Annotated in this window: 15 protein-coding genes and 4 tRNA genes; 6 read left to right on the top strand and 13 right to left on the bottom strand. The window is 67.2% G+C overall.

From position 1 onward, the window contains the following. Positions 1-42 precede the first annotated feature (42 nt). The 4 genes from ligA to ACUXV1_RS20955 all read left to right on the top strand — a co-directional run bounded on the left by ligA (position 43) and on the right by ACUXV1_RS20955 (position 5,474). Positions 43-2,463: an NAD-dependent DNA ligase LigA gene (ligA, locus tag ACUXV1_RS20970; RefSeq protein ID WP_446016410.1), complete on the top strand. Its 2,421-nt coding sequence runs from the start codon at positions 43-45 to the stop codon at positions 2,461-2,463. A 14-nt stretch (positions 2,464-2,477) separates the two neighbouring features. Then, positions 2,478-3,902, top strand: a complete 1,425-nt coding sequence (locus tag ACUXV1_RS20965) for a tetratricopeptide repeat-containing glycosyltransferase family protein (RefSeq protein ID WP_446016409.1) — start codon at positions 2,478-2,480, stop codon at positions 3,900-3,902. 74 nt (positions 3,903-3,976) lie between these two features. Next, positions 3,977-4,849, top strand: a complete 873-nt coding sequence (gene galU, locus ACUXV1_RS20960) for a UTP--glucose-1-phosphate uridylyltransferase GalU (RefSeq protein WP_446016407.1) — start codon at positions 3,977-3,979, stop codon at positions 4,847-4,849. A gap of 82 nt (positions 4,850-4,931) precedes the next feature. Further along, positions 4,932-5,474: a hypoxanthine-guanine phosphoribosyltransferase gene (locus tag ACUXV1_RS20955; RefSeq protein WP_019103182.1), complete on the top strand. Its 543-nt coding sequence runs from the start codon at positions 4,932-4,934 to the stop codon at positions 5,472-5,474. Positions 5,475-5,690: 216 nt separating this feature from the next. Here ACUXV1_RS20955 and ACUXV1_RS20950 read toward each other — a convergent pair whose 3' ends face one another. The 6 genes from ACUXV1_RS20950 to hemP all read right to left on the bottom strand — a co-directional run bounded on the left by ACUXV1_RS20950 (position 5,691) and on the right by hemP (position 11,811). Beyond that, complete coding sequence (locus ACUXV1_RS20950; RefSeq protein ID WP_446016406.1) at positions 5,691-6,506, bottom strand: ABC transporter ATP-binding protein; 816 nt, start codon at positions 6,504-6,506, stop codon at positions 5,691-5,693. Next, positions 6,499-7,485: a FecCD family ABC transporter permease gene (locus ACUXV1_RS20945; protein WP_446016405.1), complete on the bottom strand. Its 987-nt coding sequence runs from the start codon at positions 7,483-7,485 to the stop codon at positions 6,499-6,501. Before ACUXV1_RS20945 ends, ACUXV1_RS20950 begins: the two co-directional genes overlap by 8 nt. Then, a complete protein-coding gene (locus ACUXV1_RS20940) occupies positions 7,482-8,273 on the bottom strand; it encodes a heme/hemin ABC transporter substrate-binding protein (RefSeq protein WP_446016403.1) in 792 nt (263 codons plus the stop codon). Before ACUXV1_RS20940 ends, ACUXV1_RS20945 begins: the two co-directional genes overlap by 4 nt. Next, positions 8,263-9,306, bottom strand: coding sequence for a hemin-degrading factor (locus tag ACUXV1_RS20935; protein WP_446016402.1), 1,044 nt, complete (start codon positions 9,304-9,306; stop codon positions 8,263-8,265). Before ACUXV1_RS20935 ends, ACUXV1_RS20940 begins: the two co-directional genes overlap by 11 nt. Positions 9,307-9,366: 60 nt before the next feature. Beyond that, entirely contained in the window at positions 9,367-11,556 is a 2,190-nt protein-coding gene (locus tag ACUXV1_RS20930) for a TonB-dependent hemoglobin/transferrin/lactoferrin family receptor (RefSeq protein WP_043638055.1), read from the bottom strand. An 81-nt stretch (positions 11,557-11,637) separates the two neighbouring features. Continuing rightward, positions 11,638-11,811 carry a hemin uptake protein HemP gene (gene hemP, locus ACUXV1_RS20925; RefSeq protein ID WP_081555510.1) on the bottom strand — a complete coding sequence of 58 codons (174 nt, stop codon included), beginning with the start codon at positions 11,809-11,811 and terminating at the stop codon, positions 11,638-11,640. Positions 11,812-11,974: 163 nt separating this feature from the next. On the opposite strand from hemP, the gene ACUXV1_RS20920 reads away from it, so the two are divergent. Beyond that, positions 11,975-12,661 (top strand): 4'-phosphopantetheinyl transferase family protein, encoded by a 687-nt coding sequence (locus ACUXV1_RS20920; RefSeq protein ID WP_114153735.1) that lies wholly within the window; start codon positions 11,975-11,977, stop codon positions 12,659-12,661. A 204-nt stretch (positions 12,662-12,865) separates the two neighbouring features. Here the strand turns inward: ACUXV1_RS20920 and ACUXV1_RS20915 are convergent. The 7 genes from ACUXV1_RS20915 to hmlG all read right to left on the bottom strand — a co-directional run bounded on the left by ACUXV1_RS20915 (position 12,866) and on the right by hmlG (position 24,069). Next, a tRNA-Glu gene (locus ACUXV1_RS20915) sits at positions 12,866-12,940 on the bottom strand. Between the two features lie 8 nt (positions 12,941-12,948). Continuing rightward, positions 12,949-13,025: transfer RNA gene (locus ACUXV1_RS20910), tRNA-Arg, on the bottom strand. 3 nt (positions 13,026-13,028) lie between these two features. Beyond that, a tRNA-Glu gene (locus ACUXV1_RS20905) sits at positions 13,029-13,103 on the bottom strand. Between the two features lie 7 nt (positions 13,104-13,110). Then, positions 13,111-13,187: transfer RNA gene (locus tag ACUXV1_RS20900), tRNA-Arg, on the bottom strand. A 329-nt stretch (positions 13,188-13,516) separates the two neighbouring features. Beyond that, positions 13,517-14,296 (bottom strand): thioesterase II family protein, encoded by a 780-nt coding sequence (locus ACUXV1_RS20895; protein WP_081555480.1) that lies wholly within the window; start codon positions 14,294-14,296, stop codon positions 13,517-13,519. 4 nt (positions 14,297-14,300) lie between these two features. Further along, positions 14,301-15,617, bottom strand: a complete 1,317-nt coding sequence (gene hmlH, locus ACUXV1_RS20890; RefSeq protein WP_446016400.1) for a jagaricin export MFS transporter HmlH — start codon at positions 15,615-15,617, stop codon at positions 14,301-14,303. Continuing rightward, positions 15,610-24,069: a jagaricin-like haemolysin non-ribosomal peptide synthetase HmlG gene (gene hmlG / locus ACUXV1_RS20885; protein WP_446016844.1), complete on the bottom strand. Its 8,460-nt coding sequence runs from the start codon at positions 24,067-24,069 to the stop codon at positions 15,610-15,612. Before hmlG ends, hmlH begins: the two co-directional genes overlap by 8 nt. A 241-nt stretch (positions 24,070-24,310) precedes the next feature. On the opposite strand from hmlG, the gene ACUXV1_RS20880 reads away from it, so the two are divergent. After that, entirely contained in the window at positions 24,311-24,544 is a 234-nt protein-coding gene (locus tag ACUXV1_RS20880; RefSeq protein ID WP_043594131.1) for an MbtH family protein, read from the top strand. Positions 24,545-24,572: the final 28 nt, after the last annotated feature.

Here is a 24,572-nt window from a genome sequence, read left to right as displayed (position 1 = left end):
GCCGGCGCCACGCCGGCTTTTTCTGTTTGAGCCCGACTGAACATGACCACCCTCACCCCGCAACAGCGCGTAGCCGAACTGCATCAACTGCTGAATCGCTACGGCCACGAATACTATGTGCTGGACGCGCCCACGGTGCCGGACGCCGAATATGACCGCTTGTTCCGGGAGCTGCAGCAGCTGGAACAGGAGCACCCGGAACTGGCGAGCGCGGATTCGCCTACCCGACGCGTCGGCGGCGCGCCGCTGGACGAGTTCCAGCAAGTGACCCACAGCGTGCCCATGCTGTCGCTGTCCAACGCGTTTTCCGATATGCAGCTGAGCGAGCGCGAACAGCGTCATGAGGAACTGCTGCAGTTCGATGAGCGGGTGCGCAAGGGCCTGGACGCCGCGGAGGTGGAGTACGCCACAGAGCCCAAGTTCGACGGCCTGGCGATCTCTCTGCTCTACCGCGACGGCGTGCTGGCCCAGGCGGCTACTCGCGGAGACGGCGTGACGGGCGAAAACGTCACCGAGAACATCTGCACCGTGCGCGCGATTCCGCTGCGTTTGCCGGCTGGGGCCGCCGTGCCCAGCCTGCTGGAAGTGCGCGGCGAAGTGTTGATGCTGAAACAGGACTTCGACAAGCTCAACGCCGAGCAGGCGGCGCGCGGCGACAAGACCTTCGCCAATCCGCGCAACGCCGCCGCCGGCAGCCTGCGTCAGCTGGATTCACGCATCACTGCTCAGCGCCGCTTGTCCTTCTTCGCCTATTCCATCGCTCAGGTGGAAGGCGCGGACTGGCCGGCCAGCCACAGCGCTGAAATGGCCTGGTTGCGCGAGCTCGGCTTCCCGGTGGTGGCCGAGGATTTGCGGCCGGTGGTGCGCGGCGTGGATGGCTTGATCGCTTATTACGAGCAGGTGAGGCAGCGGCGTCCCGGCCTGCCTTTCGATATCGATGGCGTGGTGTACAAGGTCAACCAGCGCGCCTTGCAGGATGAGCTGGGCTTTGTGTCGCGCGCGCCGCGCTGGGCCATCGCCCACAAGTTTCCGGCCGAGGAGGCGCTGACTCAAGTTGAGGCGATCGAGGAGCAAGTGGGCCGCACCGGCGCCATCACCCCGGTGGCGCGCTTGAAGCCGGTGTTCGTCGGCGGCGTCACCGTCACCAACGCTACCCTGCACAATGAGGACGAGGCGCGGCGCAAGGATGTGCGCGTCGGCGATACCGTGATTGTGCGCCGCGCCGGCGATGTGATCCCCGAGGTTGTGTCGGTGGTGCTGGAGCGCCGGCCAATGCAGCCGGCAGCCGGAGGCGATCTGTTCAGCGCCGGCGAAACGCCGCAATACCCCGCCTATCGTTTGCCGGCGGTCTGTCCGGTATGCGGCAGCCACGTGGTGCGTGAAGAGGGCGAGGCGGTGGCGCGCTGCTCAGGCGGCTTGTCCTGCCGCGCCCAGCGCAGCCAGGCGATTCAACACTTCGCCGGCCGCCGCATGATGGATATCGACGGTCTTGGCGAACGCTATATCGACAAGCTGGTGGAGTACGACTATGTGCGCGGCGTGGCCGATCTGTATCGGCTGACGCTGGAAGACTTGCTGGAGATGAAGCGCCGCGCCGATGAGGACGAAGGCGTGACTCCGGAAACCGTCAAGGCGGGCAAGGTGGCGAGCAAGTGGGCGGAAAACCTGATCGAGGCGATCGCCGCCAGCCGCCGGCCGCCGCTGGCTAGGCTGTTATTCGCGCTGGGCATCCGCCATGTGGGCGAATCCACCGCCAAAACCCTGGCCGATTGGCTGGGGACGATGGGCTTGATCCGCCGTTCGCCGGCGGCCTTGTTCGCGGCGCTGCCGGATATCGGCGGCGTGGTGGCGGAATCGCTGGCGGACTTTTTCGCCGAAGCCAATAACGAAGCTGCGCTGGACGCTTTGTTGAGTCATGTCGCCCCGGCCGACGAGCACGCGCCGTCCCCGCGCCTGGCCGAGCGCCTACAGCCGGCCGTGTTGCTGGCGCGGCTGGACATTCCGCGTTTGACCGAGGTGCGCAGCCAGCAATTGGCGGCGCAGATAGACGGCCTGGCCGCCTTGGCCGAACGCGAGCGGCGCGCGCTGCTGGATCTGGAGTTGCCGGCCGAGGTGATCAACGCGCTGGCCGACTGGCTTGATTTGCCGGGCAAGCGCGACAGCCTGCGCGCGCTGGCCGCCTTGGTTGACGAGATCCTGGAGGCGCTGCCGGCGCAAGCGGCGTCGGCTGGCGTGCTGGAAGGCAAGACCCTGGTGCTGACCGGCACGCTGCCGACCATGAGCCGGGATCAGGCCAAGGAGCTGATAGAAGCCGCCGGCGGCAAGGTGTCCGGCAGCGTCTCCAAGAAAACCCATTATGTCGTCGCGGGAGCGGAGGCCGGCAGCAAGCTGGCCAAGGCAGAAGAACTGGGCGTGGCGATTTTGGACGAAGCCGGCTTGCAAGCTTTGCTGGCCGGAGAGTAAGCCAAGGAGCGGATATGGCGGACCAAGCCTTCGAACAAGGCAATCAATTCGCGGCGGAAGGCCGCTGGCGCGAGGCGGAGCAGGCATTTGATCAATGTCTGAGGCGGAACGCCAAGGATTGGCAGGCGCTGGCCAACCGCGCCAACGCCCGCCTGCGCCAAGGCGACAGCGCGCGCGCGCTGGACGACTACCTGGCCGCCGCCGCGCTCAATCCGCAGTCCGTCAACATCAAATGCAATCTGGCTGTGCTGCTCAAGGAGTTGGGCGAATTGGAGCTGGCGGAGGCGCTGTTGCGCGAGGCGCTGGCGGCGGAGCCCGAGCATGCGGACGCTTGGAGCAACCTGGGCGTGGTTTTGCAGCACCGCTTGCAATACCAGGAAGCCATCGCCTGCCATTTGCGCGCCATCGAGCTGGCCGGAGTCAGTCCGGCGCGATGCAATAACCTGGGCTATGCCTGCACCTGTGCCTTATTGCTGGACGACGCCATCGCTGTGCTGCAAGGCGGTCTGGAACTGGACCCGGAAGACGCCAATCTGCGTTTCAGCCTGTCCATCGCGCTATTGCTGGCCGGCCGCTACGCCGAGGCCTGGCCGTATTACGAGGCGCGCTGGGAGGCCATTCTGGAGCCGCGCCACCGCGATCGGCGCTGGCAAGGCGAGGCGCTGGGCGCATCCACCTTGCTGCTCTGGGCGGAACAGGGCTTGGGTGACAGCCTGCAGATGGCGCGTTTCCTGCCGCGGTTGCGAGCCGAGCACCCGCGTGCGCGCCTGCTATTGGCCTGCCCCAAAACCTTCCACCGCCTGTTCGCTCAATTCGACGGCGTGGAATTGTTGGAGCCGGAGGCCGCGCCGGTGTTCGATTGCCAACTGCCGCTGATGTCCTTGCCCGGCGTGCTGGGCGTCACCTTGGACAATCTGCCGGCTCAGCCTTATCTGGCGGCGACGCCGTCCGCGACAATCCCGCCGCGCAGCGGCGGCCGTCCGCGCGTCGGCGTGGTGTGGGAGAGCGGGCAATGGGGCGTGGGCAAGGCCGATTATTGGCGTCGCCACAAATCGGTGCCGCCGGAAGAGTTCGCCGCGCTGTGCCGGCTGCCGGGCATCGATTTTGTTTCCCTGCAGCCGGGCGAGCCGCCTTCGGTTTTGCAAGGTTTGTTGGCCACGCCAGCCTTGAGCGATTTCGCCGACACCGCCGCCTGGGTGGCGGAACTGGATCTGGTGATCACCGTGGATACCGCCGTCGCCCACCTGGCCGGGGCGATGGGCAAGCCGGTTTGGGTATTGATGCGCGCGGAAAGCGCGCCCTTCTTCCTGGCCGCCGGCGAGCGAGCCCCGTGGTACGACTCGATGCGGGTCTGGCGTCAGGCGGAGGCCGGCGTTTGGGGGCCGGTGCTGGAAAGCGCGGCTCAGGCGCTGGCGCGGGGTTTTCCCGCCGGTTTGTGAGGCTGGGACTTTCACCAGCGGGCCGCGGCGCGGTAGAATGCGCGCCTGTCAACGCTTGTTAACGAGAAATGGGTATGAAAAAAATCACGAAAGCGGTCTTTCCCGTTGCCGGGCTGGGCACCCGCTTCCTGCCGGCCACCAAGGCCAGCCCCAAGGAAATGCTGCCGGTGGTGGACAAACCGCTGATCCAGTACGCGGTGGAAGAGGCGATTGCCGCGGGCATGACCGAGCTGATTTTCATTACCGGCCGCAACAAGCGTTCGATTGAAGACCATTTCGACAAGGCTTACGAGCTGGAAACCGAACTGGAAAACAAGAACAAGCAGAAGCTGCTGGAAACCGTTCAGGGCATTATTCCGCCGTCGGTGTCCTGCATTTTCATCCGTCAGACCGAGGCGCTTGGGCTGGGCCACGCCGTGCTGTGCGCGCGACCGGTGGTGGGCGACGAGCCGTTCGCGGTGATCCTGGCCGACGACCTGATTGAAGGCGCGCCGGGCGCGATGGAGCAGATGGTCAAGCTGTTCGACGAAACCCATGCTTCGGTGCTGGGAGTGGAAACCGTTGCGCCTGAGGAAACCAGTTCCTACGGCATCGTCAAGGTGGCGCCGGACGCGCGCGGCCATCAGCAAGTCGAGCACATCGTGGAAAAGCCGCGCCCGGAAGTGGCGCCGTCCAATCTGGCGGTGGTGGGCCGTTACATCCTGACCCCGCGCATCTTCGACAAGCTGGTCAACACCACGGCCGGCACCGGCGGCGAAATCCAGCTGACCGACGGCATCGCGGCGCTGATGAAGGACGAGCCGGTGTTGGCGCTGCCGTTCAAGGGCGTGCGTTACGACTGCGGCTCCAAGCTGGGCTATCTTAAAGCCACGGTCAATTACGGTTTGCAGCATCATGAGGTGGGCGTCGAGTTCGCCGCCTATCTGCGCTCGCTGGCCAAGAACTAATCGTTTTTTCAATCACGCCGCTCCTGTTTTTTTGATGATATGGGCAAGAGCGGCGTTTGCGTGTGTGAATCAAGGAGTCATCATGCCCAATATTGCCGAGGCCCGTGGCCTGATCAACAGCTCCGACGTGCTGTTTACCGCCGAGGAAGTCAGCGCGGCCGTTGACCGCATGGCGGTGGAAATCACCGAGGAACTGGGCGAAACCTATCCGCTGGTCTTGTCCGTGATGGGCGGCGCCGTGGTGTTTACCGGCCAGTTGCTGCCGCGCCTGGCTTTCCCGCTGGACTTTGACTACGTTCACGTGTCTCGCTATGGCGACAAGACCCAGGGCGGCGAGCTGGTGTGGAAACAAGCGCCCAAGGAAGACGTGCGCGACCGCGTGGTGCTGGTGCTGGACGACATCCTGGACGAAGGCCACACCATGGCGGCGATCCGCGACAAGGTAATGGCCATGGGCGCCAAGGCCTTTTACAGCGGCGTGTTCGCCAACAAGCTGATCAGCAAGGAAAAACCGATGCTGGCGGATTTCGTTGGTCTGGACGTGCCGGACCGCTACGTGTTTGGTTACGGCATGGATGTGCGCGGCGCCTGGCGCAATCTGCCGGCGATCTACGCGTTGAAATAAGCGTAACTCGATAGCGAAAAACCCCTGGCTCGCGCAAGCAAGCCGGGGGTTTTTATTTTTCGCCCGGGTCTCAGAGCGTGTTTACGCTCTTGCGAGCAAGAGCGGGACAAGACGAAAACGGCTGAGGAAGCGGAATGGTTGAGTGGTGCATGAGCATTTCGAAGGTGTACTCACCGTGTAACGCTCCACAACGCCCAGCAGATCGTAAATCGGTTCTCAGGCCCCGGCAGCCAGTGCCGCGGGCTTTTGTGCCTGCGCCAAGGCGGCGTTGACCTGCCAGTCGTTGCCGTTGCGCTGCAAACGCACTGGCCAGCGGTAGACCGCCAGCAGCCGTTCCGGCGTCAGCACCTGTTCCGGCGCGCCGGCCACCACCAGCCGGCCCTGTTCCAGCAAGGCCACGTGGTCGGCGTAGCTGGCGGCCAGTGCCAGATCGTGCAGCACCTGCACCACGGTGCGGCCCTGGCGGGACAGCTCCAGCAGCAGTTGTTGCAAGCGGTGCTGGTGGCGCAGGTCCAGGTGATTGGTGGGCTCGTCCAGCAGCAGCACCGGCGCTTGCTGCGCCAAGGCGCGGGCGATGGCCGCGCGCTGGCGTTCGCCGCCGGATAATTGATCCAACCGTTTGTCGGCGTAATCGTCCAGCTCCACCGTGCCCAGGGCATCCGCCACCGCGCTTTTGTCCTCAACCCGCGGACGAGAGAAAGCGCCGAGGAAGGGCACGCGGCCCAGCATTACGAACTCGCGCACCGTCAGCGGAATGCCGGAGGGAATGTGCTGCGGCACCCAGGCGATGCGGCGGGCGCGCACCGCCGGCTCCATGCGGCCGACGCACTGGCCGGCCAGGCGCACCGCGCCGGCGCTGGGCGTGTCCAGGCCGGCCAGCAGCCGCATCAAGGTGGTTTTGCCGGCGCCGTTGGGGCCTAGCAGCGCGCTGACCCGACCGGTGGGCAAATCCAGGTTGATGTCGTCCAGAATCCGCTTGCCGCCGATGTCGCAGGCCAGCTGGCGCACGCACAGGGTTGTGGTTTCAGCCATTGATCAGACTCCTTTGTTGTCGCCGGAACAGCCATACGAAGAACGGCGGGCCGGCGAATGCCGCCATCAGGCCCACAGGCAGATCAATGGGCCAGGCGATGGTGCGCGCCAGCGTGTCCACCGCCAGCAGGAACAAGGCGCCGGCCCAGGCCGACAGCAGGATCAGCCTGCGGCGGCAGCCGCCCATCAGCAGGGCCAGCGCGTTGGGGATCATCATGCCGACGAAGCCGATCACTCCGGACAGCGCCACCGCGCCGCCGGTGGCCAGCGCCGCGCCGACGGCGGTGAGCCGGCGGGTGCGACGCACGTCGATGCCCAGGGATTGGGCGGCGTCTTCGCCCAGCAGCAGGCAGTCCAGATCGCGGCCCACCGCGATCAGGATCAGCAAGCCCAGGGCGGCTACGCCCAGGCAGGCCAGCAGCCGTTCCGACGAAGCGGAGGACAGATTGCCGGCCAGCCAGCTGGTGGCGGCGCGCAGGGTCAGGTCATCGGACATGAAAATCATCAGGCTGGTGACCGCGCCGCAGAAGGCGCCCACCACCAAGCCCATCAACAGCAGACCGGCCAGGCCGCCGCGGACCAGCCGCGACAGCAACAGGATCAGCCAGGTGGCCAGCAGGCCGCCGCCAAAAGCGGCCAGCGGCAAGGACAGGCCGGCGGCGCCGACGGCCAGCATGCCGACCACCGCCAGCGCCGCGCCGCTGGAGGTGCCGATCAGGCCGGGGTCGGCCAGCGGATTGCGAAACAGGGCTTGCAGCGCCGCGCCGCTGGCGGCCAGCGCCGCGCCCACGCCCAGCGCCGCGGCGATGCGCGGCAGCCGCAGCTGGGTCAGCAGTGGATCGTTGAAGTCCGGCCAGGCCAGGCCGTTGCCGCCGCTGGACAAGGCCAGCAGCGGCAGCAGCAGGCTGGCGGCGATCAGGCCCAGCAACAAGCAGCGGCCGCGGTGGGGCGCGACGGCGTCCAGGGTCAGCGCGCTCACATTTCCACCATCTGATCGACTACGGCCGGGCTGTTCAGGCCCACCATCATCGCGTCCTTGGCCGGCAGCAGGTAGATGCGGCCTTGTTTTCCGGCCGGCGTGGAAGCGATTTCCGGCCGTTTGGAGAAGGCCTCCTTGCCGCCGTGCACCGCGCCGGTGTGGCTGCCCAGAATGATCACGTCCGGCCGCAGGCTCTGCCAGGCGTCGCGCGCCATCGGCTTGAAGCCGGACAACTGGCTGGCGACGTTGACGCCGCCGGCGGCGCGGATCAGGGTGTCGGCGGCGGTGTCGCGGCCGGCCACCAGTTGGCCGTCATAGCTGACCAAGTAGCGCACGCCGCGCGCCGGGCGCGGCGTCATCTCGCGCTGCCAGCGGCTGGCCAGTTGCTGGGCGTGGGCGTCGCGGCCCAAGAGTTGCCCCACTTTGCGGATCGCGTCGGCGAAATCCGCGCCGTCCTCGCGGCGCGTCACTTCCTCGGCGCGCACCTGCAATTGGCGCAGCTGGGCCCACACCGTGGGCGGTTGCGCCTCGGCGCTGCCCAACACCAGGGTGGGTTTGAGCCGGGCGATGGTTTCGGCGTTCAGCGCGCGGGAGAAACCCACCACTTGCGCCTGGGCCAAAGCCGGCGCTTTGCTGGAACGGTCGCGGCCGACGACTTCCTTGCCGGCGTCCAGCGCCACTACGATATCGGCGATGTCGGGAGTCATGACCACGATGCGTTGTGCTGCCCAGACGGGCAAAGCGGCAGCCAGGCCCAGCAGAGCGGCGAAGGCGAATTTAGGCGACATCGGCGCGCTCCAGTACCGGCAGTTCGCCCAGCAGCTTGATCCATTCCACGCGTTCCGCTTGGCCTGGCTTGCGTTCGCCAAAGAAAGTGGCCAGCGACAGGCCCTGGTCGTCGAACAGTTCCAGCGAGGTCACCACGCCGTGGTCGCCCGGCTTGCGGGTGACCCAAGCCTCGGCAATCAGATCGGTGCGCAGATGCAGGTTGAAGTGAGAGTCCAGCACATTGAGCCAGTTGCCGACGATCTGCACATTGTGCACCGGTCCGGTGTGGATCTGGATCATGCCGCGGTTGCCGGCGAATACCATGATGGGGGCTTCGATATGGGCGGCGCGGCGCAGCAATTGCTCCACCGCTTCCGGTAGCACGCGCCAGGCCTGGCCTTCAGGCGCCAGGCGAAAGCCTTGTTGACGGGACACGCCCCAGCGGCGCAGGAAGGGATGGAAGGCGTGCACGTCTTTAAGGCTCCGCCATTCCTGCTGGAAGCCGGCCTTGTCGATGGCCTCGTCGTCCAGCTCCTCCGCTTGGGCTTCCAGAGGCTCTATCCGCAGCGCCGTCTTGGGCGCGGCGAAGGCCTCCACCAGGCGCTGGTAGGCGATCACGTCGCTATTGGCGGTCAGATAGATCTTGTGCACCGCTTCGCCGAAGCGGTCGAAGAATTGCAGGCTGCGCTGTTCGCCGCGCGCGCCGGCCGTGGTGACAGCGAAGGCGTGCTGCCAATGGAACAGGAAAATGCGCAGGTCGATGACCGGGTTGATGGCCAGGCCGATCTTGCCGTCGATCTGCACATTGCGGTAATCGCCGGTGGTTTCATGCACGCAAGCGTGATTGCGCGTTAGCGCCATCACCGGGCCCAGGTGGCCGATCTGGCTCAAGATGTCGTTCCAATGCGGCTGCAGGGCTTGGCTCGCCGGATCGGCGGCCACCAGCTCGGCTTCGCTGACCCCCAGCGCGTCGGCGGCGTCGCGCGCGCGCAGTTTCGGCTGGCTGGCTTTCAGGATTTGGAAGCGATCCCACAGCTGGCTGAAGTCGGTCATATTCGGGTTCTCCTTGGAGCGATCAAAGGCGGGCGCCCGCCAAGGGGCGGGCGCTCGCGGTCAGAAGGTGTATTCGACGCTGGCGCTGACGTTGCGACCAGGCTGAGTGAACAGGTCCAGCGTGCGGTCGCTGCTGGTCTTGCCGCGCACATCGGCGGCTTTCCAGTATTTCTGGTCGAAGACGTTGAACACGCCGGCGCGCAGCACCGTGTTCTTGGCCGGCTTCCAGTAAGCGGTCAGGTCCAGCACGGCGTAGCCGGGGGCCTTGAATGGCGGGGAGGTCTGGCTGCTGCCCAGTTGCTCGATATTGGGCAGGCGGTTGTTGGCGCTCGCCAGTTTCAGCAAGGCTTCGGCGCCGAAGACGGCTTGGTCATAGCGCAGGCCCAGCGTGGCGTTCAGCGGGGTAATGCTGGCCAAGGGCTCGTTCTTCTGCTTGTTCTGGCCATGGGTGTAGGCGATGGACGCCATCGCGCGCCAGCTCGGCGCGAAGCGCCAGGCGGCGCGGCCTTCCACGCCCTTGATCTCGACTTCGCCGATGTTCTGGTATTGGAAGGCGGACAAGCCGTTGATCATGCCGATGTCGGCACGATCGATGAAGTCCTTGTAGCGGTTGGCATAGGCGGTGACGCCGAAGTCAACGCTGTCCCACTGGCCTTTCAGCCCCAGTTCCACGCCCTGGCTGCTTTCAGACTTGAGATTGGGGTTGGGCAGCACTTGATAGCGTTGAATCAGGTTGGTGAAGGCCATATTGGCGTCGTCGAACGGCGGCGCGCGAAAGCCGGAGGAGAACTGCAGGAAGCCGGTGTAGTGATCGGCGAACGGCAGGCTCAGGCCCAGCTTGGGCGAGAAGGCGCTGTCCTTGAAGGTGGGCACCTGATAGTTCTTGGAGTTGCCGTTGGCGAAGGCCTGGTCCGGCTGCGGCGTCATCTTGTAGTGGTCCCAACGCAGAGAGGGCGAGGCCACCAAGCCGTTGCCGAACTTGATCTCGTCCTGGACAAAGAGACCGATGCGCTCGGAGCGGCTATCCGGGAAGGTCTTGTTGGGGTAGGTTTCCCCGTCGACGATATTGCTGGTGCTGCCGTTTGGATTGTATTGGGTCTTGATGCGCGGACGGCTGGTGTCGGTGCGGCTCAAGTCCGCGCCCCACAAGAGCTGGTGTTTGGCGGACAGCGCCTGGAAATTGTGCTCGGCTTCCAGGGTCAGGCCATAGCTATCCTGCTTGAAGCCGTAGTCGGACAAGATGCGCAGACCGTTGCTGCGCCATTCCGTGTTGGTGTCGGCATTGTCCAGCTTCTGATAGTAGGCTTTCACCGCCAGCCGGTCGAAAGCGCCCAGCTGCTTGCCTTCCCAGGCCAGCGACGCGCGGTCGCGCTGGGTGCGGTCTTTGGCCTGATTGTTGGTGACGACGTAGACATTGCGTCGGGCGGGGCCCAAGGCGTTGAGCAGATTGCTGTCGGTGTCGCGCCGGTAGTGCTCCAGCGTCAGCTCCAGCCGCTGATTGGCGGCCGGCTTGAAACCCAGCTTGGCCAGCACATTGTCGCTGTCCCAGCTTTGAGGATTCGGCTTGGTGCGCAGCGTGCCGCTGCTGTCGTTATTGCCCTGATTATCGGTTTCATGGCCGTTGCGGTGGGTGTAGAGCACCATCAGATCGCTGCGCTCGCCCTTGACGCCCACGCCGGCGCTGCTGCCCCAGCCGTTGTCGGCGGTGCCGCCAAAGCCCTTGACGCTGCCGCCCACGCCTTGCTCTTCCGGGACGAAATCGTCCACGGTCTTGGTGCGGTAGCCCACCACGCCGCCGATGGCGTCGGAGCCGTACAGGCTGGAGGTGGGGCCTTTGACGATGTCGATGGCGCGCAGGGTTTCCAGTTCCACGTAGTCGCGGCCGGAAACGGCTCCGTTATTGCTGCCGCCGCCGGCATAGGACTCCGGCAGGCGGATGCCGTCGATCAGCATCAGGATGCGGTTGCCGTCTATGCCGCGGATGGTGTAGCCGGCGTTGCCGCGGCGCGCCGGATCGGTGGCCACTTCCACGCCGGGTTCGTATTTGACCGCGTCGGCGATGTCGCGCACCAGTTGATCGTCCAGTTTGTGGCGCGAGATCACGCTGGCGTTGGGGGCGGTTTCCGCCAGCGGTTTGCTGCTGCGGTGAGCGGTGACCTGAACGGTCTCCAGTTCCGCCGGCGTTGCCGCCAGCGCGGGCCAGGCTGCGGCCAGGCTCAAAACCAAGGGGGTGGCGCGAAATAAGGCCATGGAAACTCCAAATTTCCTAAGGTTGGGTGCTTCCGCTGGCTGGCTGATTTTGGCTGGCTTGCGGTGTGTGTGGTCTGGGACCTATTTGATCAGGATGAGCTTGCCGTTGCGGGTCAACTGCAAGCGGTACATCTCGCCCTGATGTTCGATCAGGATTTCCTTGCCTTTGGCGAACAGCTCGCAGCTGCGCAGCACCGGCGACAGGCTGGCAGCGCCGGTTCCGGAGCCGGACTTGGAGGCGGTGTGGGCTTGCATGAATTTATCCATGGCCAAATGGTAACGATTCTCATTATCGAATTCAAGCTGGACAAGGCCGCGAGGCGAACGAAAAGGGCGGGCCTGTGGCGCGGGGGTCACAAAACGGCATGGCCGAGCCGGCGCAGGCCGGGGATAATGGCGGTTTTGCGCGGAGAGGCGGATGGAACTGAACGCTTTGATCAAGCCCTTGCCTTGCCCGGCGGGCGCGCCGCAGGTCTTGAACTTGCACCGCGTGCGGCTGGATGTGGACTGGCCGGTGGACGAGGCGCTGCTGGCGGGCTTGAGCCAGGATGAGCGCAAGCGTTGCTTGCGCTATCTGCGCACCATCAATCAGTTGCAGTTCGCTCTGACCCGGCTGGCACTACGACGGCTGTTGGCGCAAGAGACCGGCCTGGCGCCGGACGCGCTGGTGTTTGAGCAGGGAGAACACGGCAAGCCGGTCTTGGCTTGGCCTGGAGCGCCTGCCTTCAATGTGTCCCATTCCGGCGCTTACGCGCTGATCGCCATCGCGCGCGGCGGACAGGTGGGGGTGGACATTGAAACGGTGCAGCCCATGCGCGACGTGCCGGCGCTGGCGGAGCAGACCTTGCTGCCGGTGGAGCTTGAGTTATGCGGGCACGGCCGGGACGTGGGGGCTTTTTTTCAATTGTGGACCATCAAGGAGGCGGTGCTGAAAGCCTGGGGCGTGGGCATTGCTCAGCATCTGTCCGCTTTCGCCGCCACCAAACTGACGCGGGGCGAACTGCCTTTGAGCATTGCCGAGCCTGGCCGCTGGCCGTCGACGCGGGCCTGGGCCTTGGAAGCGCCGGAAGGCTATGCGGCAACGCTGGCCTGGGCGGAGGGCTGAGAGAACCTGTTTACGATCTGCTGCGCGTTGGCGATACGGCGTTGAAAACGGCTTCGAAATGCTCATGTACCATGTGTACACTCCGCTTTCTCAGCTGTTTTCGCCTTGTCCCGCCTTAGCTCGCGAGATCGTAAACACGTTCTGAGGCGGGGCGGAAATGACAAAAAGCCCGTCATGTTGCCATGACGGGCTTTTTGAGAAAGCTGGCGTCCCCACGGGGAATCGAACCCCGGCTACCGCCGTGAAAGGGCGGTGTTCTAACCGCTAAACTATAGGGACTTAAATTGTGGCGCACCCGGAGCGATTCGAACGCCCGACCCTCTGGTTCGTAGCCAGATACTCTATCCAACTGAGCTACGGGTGCTAGTGGCGTCCCCACGGGGAATCGAACCCCGGCTACCGCCGTGAAAGGGCGGTGTTCTAACCGCTAAACTATAGGGACACTAGTGTGGCGCACCCGGAGCGATTCGAACGCCCGACCCTCTGGTTCGTAGCCAGATACTCTATCCAACTGAGCTACGGGTGCGCTGTTTCGCGAGACGTTGTGTCTTGCGAGAAGCGGAATAATATAGATCCGGCTTTTGAGCGTCAAGCATTTTTGAAAAAAATTTCACACGGACATGGCCTGGCGGATTGGGAATGTCGTTTCATGCCAACATGCTAAGCTGGTTTTCACGCCAAAGCCCCTTCTGGGGCTTTGGTCGTTGATTAGGAGCTTGTTCAAAGTCTCGCGAGCCAGGGCGAGACAAGGCGAAAACGAGCGAGAAAGCGAAATGTGCGAGGGGTACATGAGCATTTTGAGCTTGTACTCACCGTGCAACGCTTCACGTCGCGCAGCAGACTTTGAACAGGTTCTTAGGCGAGGTCCGGCATGGAGGCGGCGTGATTGCTCAGCGCGTCGGCGAGTTCGCTGTTGAGATGGGCTAGCACGGCGTCGCGCGCGCTGGCGATGAAGAAGTGGTCGCCGTCGAACCAGTGGACGCGCGTGGGCGAGGTGGTTTCCCGTTGCCAGCCTTCGGTTTGCTCCGGCAGGCGTTGCCTGTCGCCGCGCCCGGCCAGCACGGTGATGGGCAGGGAGAGCGGAGGGGCCGGCTGGTAGCGATAGGTTTCCACCAGTTCGAAGTCAGTGCGCAGGGTGGGCAGCAGCAGGTCCATCATTTCTCGATTGGCCAGGATTTCCGCCGGAGTGCCGTTGTAGTCGCGCAGCGCGTTGATGAAACCGTCGTTGTCCATCCGGTGCAGCATGCGGGGCGGCTGGCGGTGTTGCGGCGCGTCGCAGCCGGACACGATCAGCCGCTGCGGCAGGGGGCGGCCTTGGGCGCGCAGGAGCCGCGTCAGTTCGAAGGCGATCAGCCCGCCCATGCTGTGGCCGAAGAAGACGAAGGGCGGGGCGTCGTCCAGCGGGAGCTCCCGCGCCAGCGCGTCCACCAGCTGCGGCAGCGCCTTGAAGCCGGCTTCGCGGAAGCGGGCGGCGCGGCCGGGCAGTTGCGCGGCGCAGACCTCCACTTCGGGAGGCAGCTTGCCTTGCCAGCCGGCATAGGCGCCGGCATGGCCGCCGGCGTAGGGAAAGCAGTACAGGCGCAGCCGCGGCGGCTGGCTGCCGGGCTGGCGCTGGAGCCAGGGTGAGGGGTGCATTGATTCAGTCTCCTGTTTGCAGTGAAGGGTTGGGGCGGAGCTCCGCCGGGCCTGAGCCGCCGGGCGCGCCGATGGCGCGCAGCCGGGGGCTGCACAGCGCCAGCACGGCGACGCCGATCAGCAGCAGGCCGGCGCCGGCGAACAAGACGCGCACCGGCGCGGACGCCAGGCTCACGCCGGCCAGCGTGGTGGACAAGGGCGTGACCGCCGCCATCATGAACATCAAAAAACTCATGACCCGGCCGCGCATTTCCGCCGGGATGCGGGCCTGGATCCAGGCCATCAGACGAACTTGAACCAGACCGCCCAAGAGGCCGATCAGGAACATCATCGCGCAACTGACGGCAAACGCGGGAGACAGACCCAGGCCGATGATCAGCGCGCCCATCAGGGCGTCGGCGCAGAATACCATCCATCCCAGCCGGCCCAGGGCCTTGAGCGGCAGCAGGCTGAGCAGGGCCATGCCCAGCAGGCTGCCGGCGCCTTGCGCGGACAGCAGGGTGCCGAAGTGGCCGGCGTCCAGGCCCATCGCGGTTTTGACCAGCAGCGGCAGGCCAATCTGGATGGGGCCGGCGGTCAGGAAGGCGATCACCGCCCAGTAGAAGAACAGCGCGCGAAGGGTGGCGTCGCCCCAGGTCCAGGCGGCGCCGCGGCGGATGGCGCGCAGTATGCCGGCGGCCGATTGCGCCGATGGCGCCTGTGCGGGGGCGGCGCGCGGCCGCAGGCGGCTGAGCATCAGGCCGGCGCTCAGGAAGCAGGCGGCGCCCAGCAGGAAAGCGAGGCCCAGGCCGCCGCCGGCGCGGACGCCGGGCAGGGCTATCAGCGCGCCGGCCAGCATGGGGCCGGTCAGCAAGGTGAGCTGGTTGACCGCCATGAACACGGAGTTGGCCTGTTGCAGCTTTTCTTCCGGCACGGTGTTGGGCAGCAGGGCTGCGGCGGAAGGCCCGGTGAAGGCGGCGACCACGCCCATCGCCGCGGCGAAGGGGTAGAGCCAGGCCAGCGGCAGGCCGCCGCGGTAGGCGGCGTAGCCGAGCAGGGCCAGCAGCGCCGCGCAGCAGAGCAGCGAGCACTGAAACACCCACCGCGGCGAGTACCGGTCCGCCACCGCGCCGCCGACGATGATGAACACCGCGCGAGGCAGCTCCATGGCGGTGACGATCAGGCCGAGGGCGAGGCCGTCGCCGCCCCGTTGCAGCACCAGCCAGGGCAGGGCGATCAGCGCGGTCTGCTGGCCCAGGATGGCGCAGAACCAGGCGGCGGAGAGCCAGAGAAAGCGCCGGTCGCGCCAGAGCGCGGGCTGGACGGGCATGGGCTTAGACATGGCGGGCCCTCATCGCGCTCTCCAGGCTCTCCGCCAGGCTGGCCGCATGCGGCTCGCGCAGCATGTCGGCGTGTTCGCCGGCGGCGCGGAATACTTGGACCGGGCCGGCGGCGTAGTCGGACCAGCCCAGGTCGGCCGGTCCGGCCGTGGCGGCGGCCAGGCCGTCGGTGACCCACACCGCCACCGGGCAGAGCGCGGGCCGCGGCTGGTGGCCGCGCAGGCTGAGCAGGTTGGCGCGGTAGACGTCGAACATGGCTTCCACTCGGCGCGGGTCCATGCCTTGCGGGAACAGGCCGGAGTCTTGCACCCGCCGGCTCAGCAGCGCGAAGCGGCCGGCTCGGTCCAGCGGACGCAGCAGGTCTTCCGAGACGGCCAGCGCTTTGCCGGTGGCGATTTCCACGGTGCGGCTCATATAGTGCAGCAGCCCGGCCTCGTCCTGGGGCAGTTCGCTCAGGAAGCCGGCGTCCGGGCGCGGCGGCGCGTCCAGCGCCGCCAGCAGGCTGACTTCGGCGCCGGTCTCGACCAACCGCCGCGCCAGTTCCGCCGCCACCGCCGCGCCGAAGGAGTGGCCGGCCAGGATCAACGGTCCGGACAGGCCGGCTTGCAGCACCGCTGCGGCGTAGCGCGCGGCCATGGCCGCCACGCTGTCGTCGGACGCGACGGCCGGGTCCAGCCCCGCCGCTTGCAGGCCGTAGACGCGCCAGCGCGGCGACAGCCGCTCCACCAGTTTTTGATAGCCGATGATCTGGCCGGAACCGTCGTGGACCAACAGCAAGGTGGCGTCGTCGCCGTCCGTGCGTATCGGTACCAGCACCGACGGCGCGGCGGCTTGGCCGGCCTCCTGAACCAGCCGGGCGAACTCGGCGACGGTGCCGGAGGTGAACAGCGAGGCCAGCGGCAGCTCCACGCCCAGTTCCTCGCGGACGCGGGACAGCAGTTGCAGCGTGAGCAGCGAGTGGCCGCCCATGTCGAAAAAGCTGTCGTCCACGCCTATGCTCGGCAGGCCCAGGGTGGCGGCGAACAGCGCGGCCAGTTGTTCTTCCAGCGGGGTGCTCGGCGCGCGGTAGACGCGCGCGGCCAGTTCCGGCGCCGGCAGCGCGCGGCGGTCCAGCTTGCCGTTGGGCGTTTGCGGCAGGGCTGGAAGGCTGACCCAGGCGCTGGGAATCATGTATTCCGGCAATTGCTCCGCCAGCGCGCTGCGCAGCGCGGCGGTGTCGAACTTGCCGTCCGTCGGCACCAGATAACCCACCAGCCGCGCGGCGGCGGGCGGCGCGTGGTGCAAGGCCACCGCGGCGGCGGCGATACCGGGCTGCGCGCTGAGCGCGGCTTCGATCTCGCCGGTTTCGATGCGGTAGCCGCGCAGCTTCAGCTGTTGGTCGCCGCGACCCAGATATTCGATGCGGCCGTCGGCCAGCCAGCGGGCGCGGTCCCCGGTGCGGTAGATCCGCTCGCCGTCCCGGAAGGGGGTGGGGAGAAAGCGTTCCGCGGTCAGCCGCGGGCGGCGCAGATAGCCGCGGGCGACGCCGGGGCCGGCGAGATAGAGTTCGCCGGCCAGGCCGGGCGCCGTCGGCTGCAGCGCCTCGTCCAGGATGTAGGCGCGGTAGCCGGGGATGGCGCGGCCGATGTCGACGGGCTGGCCGTCGCGCAAGGCGATTTCCGTCGCGGTGCCCCAGACGGTGGCCTCGGTGGGGCCGTATTCGTTGTAGAAGCGCCGGCCCTCGCCTATCAGGTCGCCGGCCGTTACCGCTTCGCCGCCGAACAGCACCGCGCGCAGCGATCCGCCCCAGCCGGCGGGCTGGGCTTGCGCCACGGTCCGGTACAGCGAGGGCAGGCTGAGCCAGACGTCGGCCCGCTCGCGTTCCACCAGGCCGGCCAGGTAGCCGGGTTCCAACTGGCCGCCGGCGCGGCTGACGATCAGCCGGCCGCCGCAGACCAGCGACCAGAACAGCAGCGCCACCGAGCTATCGAAGGAGAAGGAGGGCAGCAGCAGGAAGGCGGTGCCCGGGCGCGACAGCTCCGCAGGATAGAAGGCGAGCCGGGCCGCCGTGGAGGCGTGGAGATTGCCGTGCTGGATCACCACGCCTTTGGGGGCGCCGGTGGAACCCGAGGTGTAGATCAGGTAGGCGGGGTGGCTGGGCCGCAGCGGGCGGACGCGCTCGCTGTCGTCGGGGTTGCCGTCAGGCAGCGAGGCCAGGTGCTCTTGCAAGGCCGGGTCGTCCAGATCCAGCCGCGCCGCGCCGTCCGGCAGCGTTGCGTCGCTCAGGGTCAGCACGCAGCGCGGGGCGGCGTCCTTCAACATGAAGGCGATGCGGGCCGGAGGGTAGTCCAGATCCAGCGGAAGATAGGCCGCGCCGGCTTTCAACGCTGCCAGCAAGGCCACCACGGTATCGGCGGAACGCGGCAGCGCGATGGCGACGATGTCTTCCGGGCCGACGCCGAGGGCGATCAGGCGTCGCGCCAGTTGATTGGCGCGGCGGTTGAGTTCGCCGTAGCTCAGGTTGCGGCGCTCGTCGCTCAAGGCCGTCGCCTCCGGCGCGGCGGCGGCGCTGGCCTCGATCAGGGGCAGCAGGGTGGCCGGCGCGGATGCCGCTTCGCCGTCTTGTTCCAGCAGCAGCCGGGTTTCGTCCGCGTCCAGCAGCGGCAGGCGCGACGGCGCTTGCTCCGGCTGCGCGGCCATGGCCAGCAGCAAGCGTTGCAAGCGGGAGGCCAGGCGGCGCGCGCCGGCTTCCTCGAACAGGTCGACGTCGTATTCCAGCATCGCCTGCAGGCCGCCGTCGGCTTCGTGCAGGGTCAGGGTCAGGTCGAAGCGCGGGGAGCTGTCGTCGCTGGACAGCGTTTCCAGTTCCAGCCCCGGCAGGCGCAGGGTGTCCAGCGGCGCGTTTTGCAGCACCAGCATGGTCTGGAACAGCGGGTTGCGCGTCAGCGAGCGATCCAGCCGCAGCGCGTCGACGATGGTTTCAAAGGGCAGGTCTTGCAGTTCGTAGGCTTCCAGCACCACATCGCGCACCCGCGCCAGCAATTGCAGCGCGCTGGGCGCGCCGGCCAAGTCGACGCGCAGCGCCAGGGTGTTGACGAAGCAGCCGATCAGGCCCTCCAGGTCCGCGTGCTGACGGTTGGCGATGGGGCTGCCTATCACCAGGTCGCGCTGGCCGCTGTACCGCGACAGCAGTTCGGCGTAGCCGGCCAGCAACACCATGAACAGCGTGCCGCCGGCGCGTTCGGCCAGCCGGCGCAGGCTCTGGGTTTCCGCCGGCGAGAAGCCAAAGCGGACGAAGCGCCCACGGCGCGGACGGCCGATGGCGCCCATGCCGCGCGGCCGGTCGCCCAGCAGTTCCAGTTCCGCCGGGGCGTCGGCCAGCCGTGTTTTCCAGCGTGCCAGCATGTGTTCGAAGCGCTCGCCGGCCAGGCCGTCGCGTTGCCATTGGGCGAAGTCGCCGTATTGGATAGGCAGGGCGGGCAGGCGGGGCGGGCGTTGCTCCAGCGCGGCGGCGTACAGTTCGCCGAACTCCCGCACCAGCACCCCCAGCGACCAGCCGTCGGACAGGGCGTGGTGCAGCGCGATCAGCAAAGCGGCGTCGTCCGGCGCGATGCGCAGCAGGGCGAAGCGCAGCGGCGGCGCGGTCTCCAGGTCGAATTTGGGTCGGGCGAAGGCTTCGGCGGCGCGGTTCAGCGCCGTTTCCAGGCTCTCGCCGGCGGTCACGCGCAGCGTCAGTTCTTGCAGTTCCGGCCCGTCGCCGTTTTCGATGATTTGCCGCAGCTCGCCGTCGCTCAGTTCGAAGCGGGTGCGCAGCGCCTCGTGGCGGCGGACCACGCCGGCCAGCGCAGCGCGCAGCGCGGGGAGGCTCAGGCGGCCGCGCAGGCGCAGGCCCTGGGCGATGTTGTAGACGCCGTTTTCGCTCTGGTCCAGCCGCTCCAGGAACCAGAAGCGTTGCTGGGCGAAGGAGGACGGCAGCGGCCGCGAGCGGTCCGCCAGGGGGATGCGGCGCTCCGGAGCGGAAGCCGGCGCGGCCGGGTCTTCCAGCTCTACGCGTTCCGCCAGGGCAACGGCGAATTCGGCCACCGTCGGGTGTTCAAACAAGGTGCGCAGGGGCAGTTCGACCCCGAATTCGGCGCGCAGCCGGGACATGACCCGGGTGGCCAGCAGCGAATGGCCGCCGGCTTCGAAGAAGTTTTGTTCGCGGCCCAGGCCGCCGGCGCCCAGCACTTCGCCCCAGATGCGGGCCACTTCGCTTTCGGCGCGGCTGCGCGGCGGCGCACCGGCATCGACGCCGCCTTGTTCGGACTGGCCGGGTTCGGGCAGCGCGCGCCAATCCAGTTTGCCGCTATGGGTCAGCGGCAGCTTGTCCAGCGTGACGAAGGCGGCGGGCAGCATGTAGTCGGGCAGCCGCGCGGCGAGATGACGGCGCAATTCCGGCCCCAGCGCGTCGCGCGGCTGGCTTTGCGCCGGGGTGTTGAAGCAGTCGGCGGGCTCGCCGTCGTCGCCGCCGTCCAGCCGCTCCAGCGGCAGCGCGGGCAAGGCGTCGGCGGTGGCGGCCAGCGCCAGGTCGAACCGGCCGTCGGCGGCGTTTTCGCTCCAGCAGAGGCGCGCGGCCAGGCCGTCGGCGGCGGCGGCCGCCAACAGCTCCGCGGGCTCGGCGGCCTCGGTGGTGTCAGACAGCGCTTGCGCCCGCCAGGGCTGGCCGTCGGCGGTTTCGTCGTCGGCCGCGTCCAGATCCAGCCAGGCGAGGAAGCGGTTGACCTCGGCGGCGCGGCGGTTGGCCAGGCCGGACCGCGGGCGCCGCGCATCAGGGGCGGGAGCGGCCTTAGGCGAGCCCTTGCTCAGCACCACGTCGTAGCGATAGGTGGTCAGTTCGCAGTCGCCGCCGTCTTCTTTCAGGCGGATTTCTATCGCGGCGATGTCGCCGCGGCGGCGCGCCAGCCGGCGGAACAGCGCCGGGTCCACCAGCAGTTCCTTTTCTTCCGCGATCAGCGCGTCCAGTTGACGGCGCAGTTCCGCCCGCGTCGGGCGGGCGACGGCGGGCAGGCGGTGCAGCAGGCGGCTAGCTTGGAAGTGCCGCAGCATGCCCAGGTGGCGCAGGTCGCCCAGCAGCAGTTTGCCGCCCGGACGCAGCCGCGCCAGCGCCTGGTCCACCACGTCCAGGAAGTAGGCGGCGTCGGGGAAGTATTGCGCCACGGAATTGATGATCACGGTGTCGAAGTCGTCCGGCAGGTCGGCCAGGTCGCGGGCTTCGCGCCGCTCCAGCTTCACCTGGTTCAGGCCGCGCGCGGCCACGGTGCGGCCCAGGCGTTCCAGCGCGCGGGCGGAGAAGTCCAGGCCGTGGTAGCGCTCGCTGTCCGGGGCGACGGCGAGCAACAGCATGCCGCTGCCGACGCCGATTTCCAGCACCCGGCGCGGATGCAACGCGCGGATGCGGCTCAGGATCTCGTCGCGCCAGCGCCGCATGTGGGCGGCGGGAATCAGGGCGTTGTCGTAGGAGTCGGTCCAGCCGACCAGATCGAGGTCGACGTCCTCGGCTGGCGCGTCCTCGTAGATCATGTCGAAGGCGGGCAGCCAGCCCTTTTCCTTTTCCTTGTCCTTGGCGGCGGCGGCTTCCAGGCCGCTACGCTTGGCGACATAGGCGACCAGACGCGCCTGATCGCCTTCGCCGCGCACCACCACGGCGGCTTCCGCCACCGCCGGGTGCTGGCTGAGCAAGGCCTGGATTTCGGCGGTTTCGATGCGGAAGCCGCGCAGCTTGACCTGTTGGTCGGCGCGGCCGCGGTATTCCAGTTCGCCGCGCGGGGTGACGCGGGCCAGATCGCCGCTGCGGTAGAAGCGCAGGCCGCTGTCCAGGTGTGGGTCCGGCATGAAGCGTTGGGCGCTCAGCTCCGGCTGATTGACGTAGCCCAGCGCCACGCCGGCGCCGCCGACGTGGATTTCGCCCACCATGCCCGGCGGCACCGGCTGCAGCGCATCGTCCAGCAGGCGGATGCACAGGTCGGGGAGAGGCGCGCCGATCACGCTGCCCAGCTTGCGCTTGATCTCGGGCAGGCCGATGCGGCGGAAGGTCACGTGCACGGTGGTTTCGGTGATGCCGTACATATTGATCAACCGCGGGTAGTCGTCGCCGTGACGGTCCAGCCAGGGCTCCAGGCTGCTGAGGTCCAGTGCCTCGCCGCCGAAGACGACGTAGCGCAGCGCCAGATCGCCTTCGCGCGGGTTTGCCTCCTCGGCGGCCATCAATTGGCGGAAGGCCGACGGGGTCTGGCTCAGCACGGTGACTTTTTCCTCGCACAACAGCTGGTAGAAGGCGTCCGAGGAGCGGGCCAGCAGCGGCGGCACAATCAGCAGGACGCCGCCGTGGGCCAGCGCGCCCCAGATTTCCCACACGGAGAAGTCGAAGGCGTAGGAGTGGAACAGCGTCCACACTTCGCGCGGGCCGAACTGGAACAGCTCGGCGCTGCTGGAGAACAGCCGGGCGCAGTTGCGGTGGCTGACCGCCACGCCTTTAGGCCGGCCGGTGGAGCCGGAGGTGTAGATGATGTAGGCCAGGCCGTCCGGGTCGTCGCCGGCCGGCAGCGCCGCCGACGGCGCGGGCTCCGCCGCGTCCAGAGTCAGCAGCGGGCCGGCGAAGGGCGGCAGCGTAGGCGCCAGCGCCTCGGTGCTGAGCACGGCGCGCGCGCCGCTGTCCTCCAGGATGTAGCGGATGCGGTCGGCCGGATAGGCCGGGTCCATCGGCACATAGCCGGCGCCGGCCTTGAGCGCGGCCAGCACGCCGATCATCAGTTCGAACGAGGGCGTCAGCCACAGGCCGACGGGATCGCCGGGCCGCACGCCGGCAGCCGCCAGCCGCCGCGCGGCGGCGTCCGACAGCCGTTCCAGTTCGCCGTAACTGAGCTCCCTGCCGTCGCAGCGCAGCGCCGCGGCGTCGGCTTGCATCGCGGCGAAACGGCTGAAGGCGCGGTGCACCGGTTCGCCATCGCGCGCGGCGGCGCGCAGCGGCAGCGTCAGCAGGGAGGCGGCCTGTTGCGGCGTGGTCAGCGGCAGCGCGGCCAGCGGCGCGTCCGGCTGGCGGCTGGCGGCATCCAGCAGAATCACCAGTTGTTCGGCGAAACGCTCGACGGAGAGCCGCTCGAACAGCGCGGTGTTGTAGGAGAAGGCGCCGGACAGGCCGTCCTCGGTCTCGCGCATGAACAGCTCAAGGTCGAAGCGGGCGGCTTCCTGGCTGAGCACCGGGGTCAGCCGCAGCCCGTCCAGCGTCGGCATCGCCGCCGGGATGTTGAGCAGGGTGAAGGCGACCTGGAACAGCGGGTTGCGGCTGGGGTCGCGGCTGGCTTGCCCCAGTGCGCCGACCAGCTGGTCGTAGGGCACCGCGGCGTGTTCGACGGCATCGCGCATGACGTCCGATTGCTTGCGGGCGAACTGGCGGAAGCTGTCTTCCGGGCCGATGCGGGCGCGGATCACCAGCATATTGGCGAAGAAGCCGATCAGCGCCTCGGTTTCCACCCGCTCGCGTCCGGCCAGCGAGGTGCCGATGGCCAGGTCGTCCTGGCGCGCGTGGCGCGCCAGCAGCGCCTGGAAGGCGGACAGCAGCAGGCAGAACAGCGTGGTGCGCTCGGCCGCCGCCAGCCGGCGCAGGCGTTCCGCGGTGTCGGCTGGCACGGCGAAGCCCACGGTGGCGCCGTCGAAACTTTGCACCGGCGGCCGGGGCTTGTCGGTGGGCAGCTCCAGCGTGGGCAGCCCGGCTAGCTGGGTTTTCCAATAGGCGAGGTCGGCGTCCCAGCGGTCTTGTCGGCCGCAGGCGTGCTGCCAGCGCGCGTAGTCCAGGTACTGGATGGGCAGCTCTGGCAGATCCGGCGCGCGGCCGCGGCTGAGCGCGGCGTAGGCGCTGGCGGCTTCGTCCATCAGCACCGCCAGGGACCAGGCGTCGCCGACGATGTGGTGCAGGGTCAGCACCACCGCGTGTTCGTCCGCCGCCAGCTTCACCAGCGCGATGCGCAGCGGCTGGCCGGAGGACAGGTCGAAGGCGTGAGCGCTTTCCCGGCGCGCCAGCGTTTCCAGCCGGGACGCGGCTTCTTCGGCCGGCAAGGCGGACCAGTCCAGTCGATCGATAAAGGCGCGGCCGGCGGGCTGCGGGATTTGCGTCGCCACGCCGTTCACTTCGCGAATGGCGGTGCGCAGGGAGGCGTGGCGCGTCACCACGCAATCGAAAGCCCGGCATAGCGCGTCCGCCTGCAAGGCGCCGCTGAGGCGGAAGGCGGAGCAGATATTGTAGGCGGCGGCGCCGGCGCTGAGCTGGTGTAGAAACCAGAGCCGCTGCTGCTGAAAGGACAGCGGGCCGGAGGCGGCGTCGCCGCGCGGAATCCGTCCGCCGTCCACGGGCGCGGGTGACGGGGGCAAGACGTCCAGCTCTTGTTCCAGCAAATGGTCGAGAAGGTCCAGATCGTTATCGTTCCAATCGCTAACGCTCATTTCAATGGCTTTCCAGGTGATGTGTTGTCGTCGCCCATCGGGCTGCGCGTTTATCGCGCCCGATTTGATTTCGATTATTTTTCGAGGTCTGTAAAAATATTCAATTTGTGCGGTATATTCTTTGGCGGGTTTTGTGGGTCGGTATTCTCCGATTTAAACAATTCCAATTAGCAATGTTTTGGTTGAATAAATTATTTGTTTGGAACTGTCTTAATTTTCTAGCGACGGCATGGAGGTGCTTATGACGCAGGACGCAATGAATGAAACCAAATACATCGTGGTGATGAATCATGAGGAGCAATATTCGATATGGCCGGAATATCGCGAAATCCCCGCGGGCTGGCGTTCTCTTGGCGTCAGCGGAGGAGAACAGGAGTGTCTGGACTATATTGAAAAGAATTGGACGGATATGCGTCCGTTGAGCCTGAGACAATTCATGCAGGAAAATCAAACGGCTTCCCCTTCCGCTAATTAATGGTTGTTATGTGTTGTTTTTGAAGTCG

Source organism: Chromobacterium sp. W521 (assembly GCF_052805975.1).
This window is presented reverse-complemented; position numbering and strand designations above follow the sequence as displayed.

What these genes read in the sequence shown, in the direction of transcription:
- ligA (WP_446016410.1), top strand. Translation starts at nt 43, where the DNA reads ATGACCACCCTCACCCCGCAACAGCGCGTAGCCGAACTGCATCAACTG.
- ACUXV1_RS20965 (WP_446016409.1), top strand. Translation starts at nt 2,478, where the DNA reads ATGGCGGACCAAGCCTTCGAACAAGGCAATCAATTCGCGGCGGAAGGC.
- galU (WP_446016407.1), top strand. Translation starts at nt 3,977, where the DNA reads ATGAAAAAAATCACGAAAGCGGTCTTTCCCGTTGCCGGGCTGGGCACC.
- ACUXV1_RS20955 (WP_019103182.1), top strand. Translation starts at nt 4,932, where the DNA reads ATGCCCAATATTGCCGAGGCCCGTGGCCTGATCAACAGCTCCGACGTG.
- ACUXV1_RS20950 (WP_446016406.1), bottom strand. Translation starts at nt 6,506, where the DNA reads ATGGCTGAAACCACAACCCTGTGCGTGCGCCAGCTGGCCTGCGACATC.
- ACUXV1_RS20940 (WP_446016403.1), bottom strand. Translation starts at nt 8,273, where the DNA reads ATGTCGCCTAAATTCGCCTTCGCCGCTCTGCTGGGCCTGGCTGCCGCT.
- ACUXV1_RS20935 (WP_446016402.1), bottom strand. Translation starts at nt 9,306, where the DNA reads ATGACCGACTTCAGCCAGCTGTGGGATCGCTTCCAAATCCTGAAAGCC.
- ACUXV1_RS20930 (WP_043638055.1), bottom strand. Translation starts at nt 11,556, where the DNA reads ATGGCCTTATTTCGCGCCACCCCCTTGGTTTTGAGCCTGGCCGCAGCC.
- hemP (WP_081555510.1), bottom strand. Translation starts at nt 11,811, where the DNA reads ATGCAAGCCCACACCGCCTCCAAGTCCGGCTCCGGAACCGGCGCTGCC.
- ACUXV1_RS20920 (WP_114153735.1), top strand. Translation starts at nt 11,975, where the DNA reads ATGGAACTGAACGCTTTGATCAAGCCCTTGCCTTGCCCGGCGGGCGCG.
- ACUXV1_RS20895 (WP_081555480.1), bottom strand. Translation starts at nt 14,296, where the DNA reads ATGCACCCCTCACCCTGGCTCCAGCGCCAGCCCGGCAGCCAGCCGCCG.
- hmlH (WP_446016400.1), bottom strand. Translation starts at nt 15,617, where the DNA reads ATGTCTAAGCCCATGCCCGTCCAGCCCGCGCTCTGGCGCGACCGGCGC.
- hmlG (WP_446016844.1), bottom strand. Translation starts at nt 24,069, where the DNA reads ATGAGCGTTAGCGATTGGAACGATAACGATCTGGACCTTCTCGACCAT.
- ACUXV1_RS20880 (WP_043594131.1), top strand. Translation starts at nt 24,311, where the DNA reads ATGACGCAGGACGCAATGAATGAAACCAAATACATCGTGGTGATGAAT.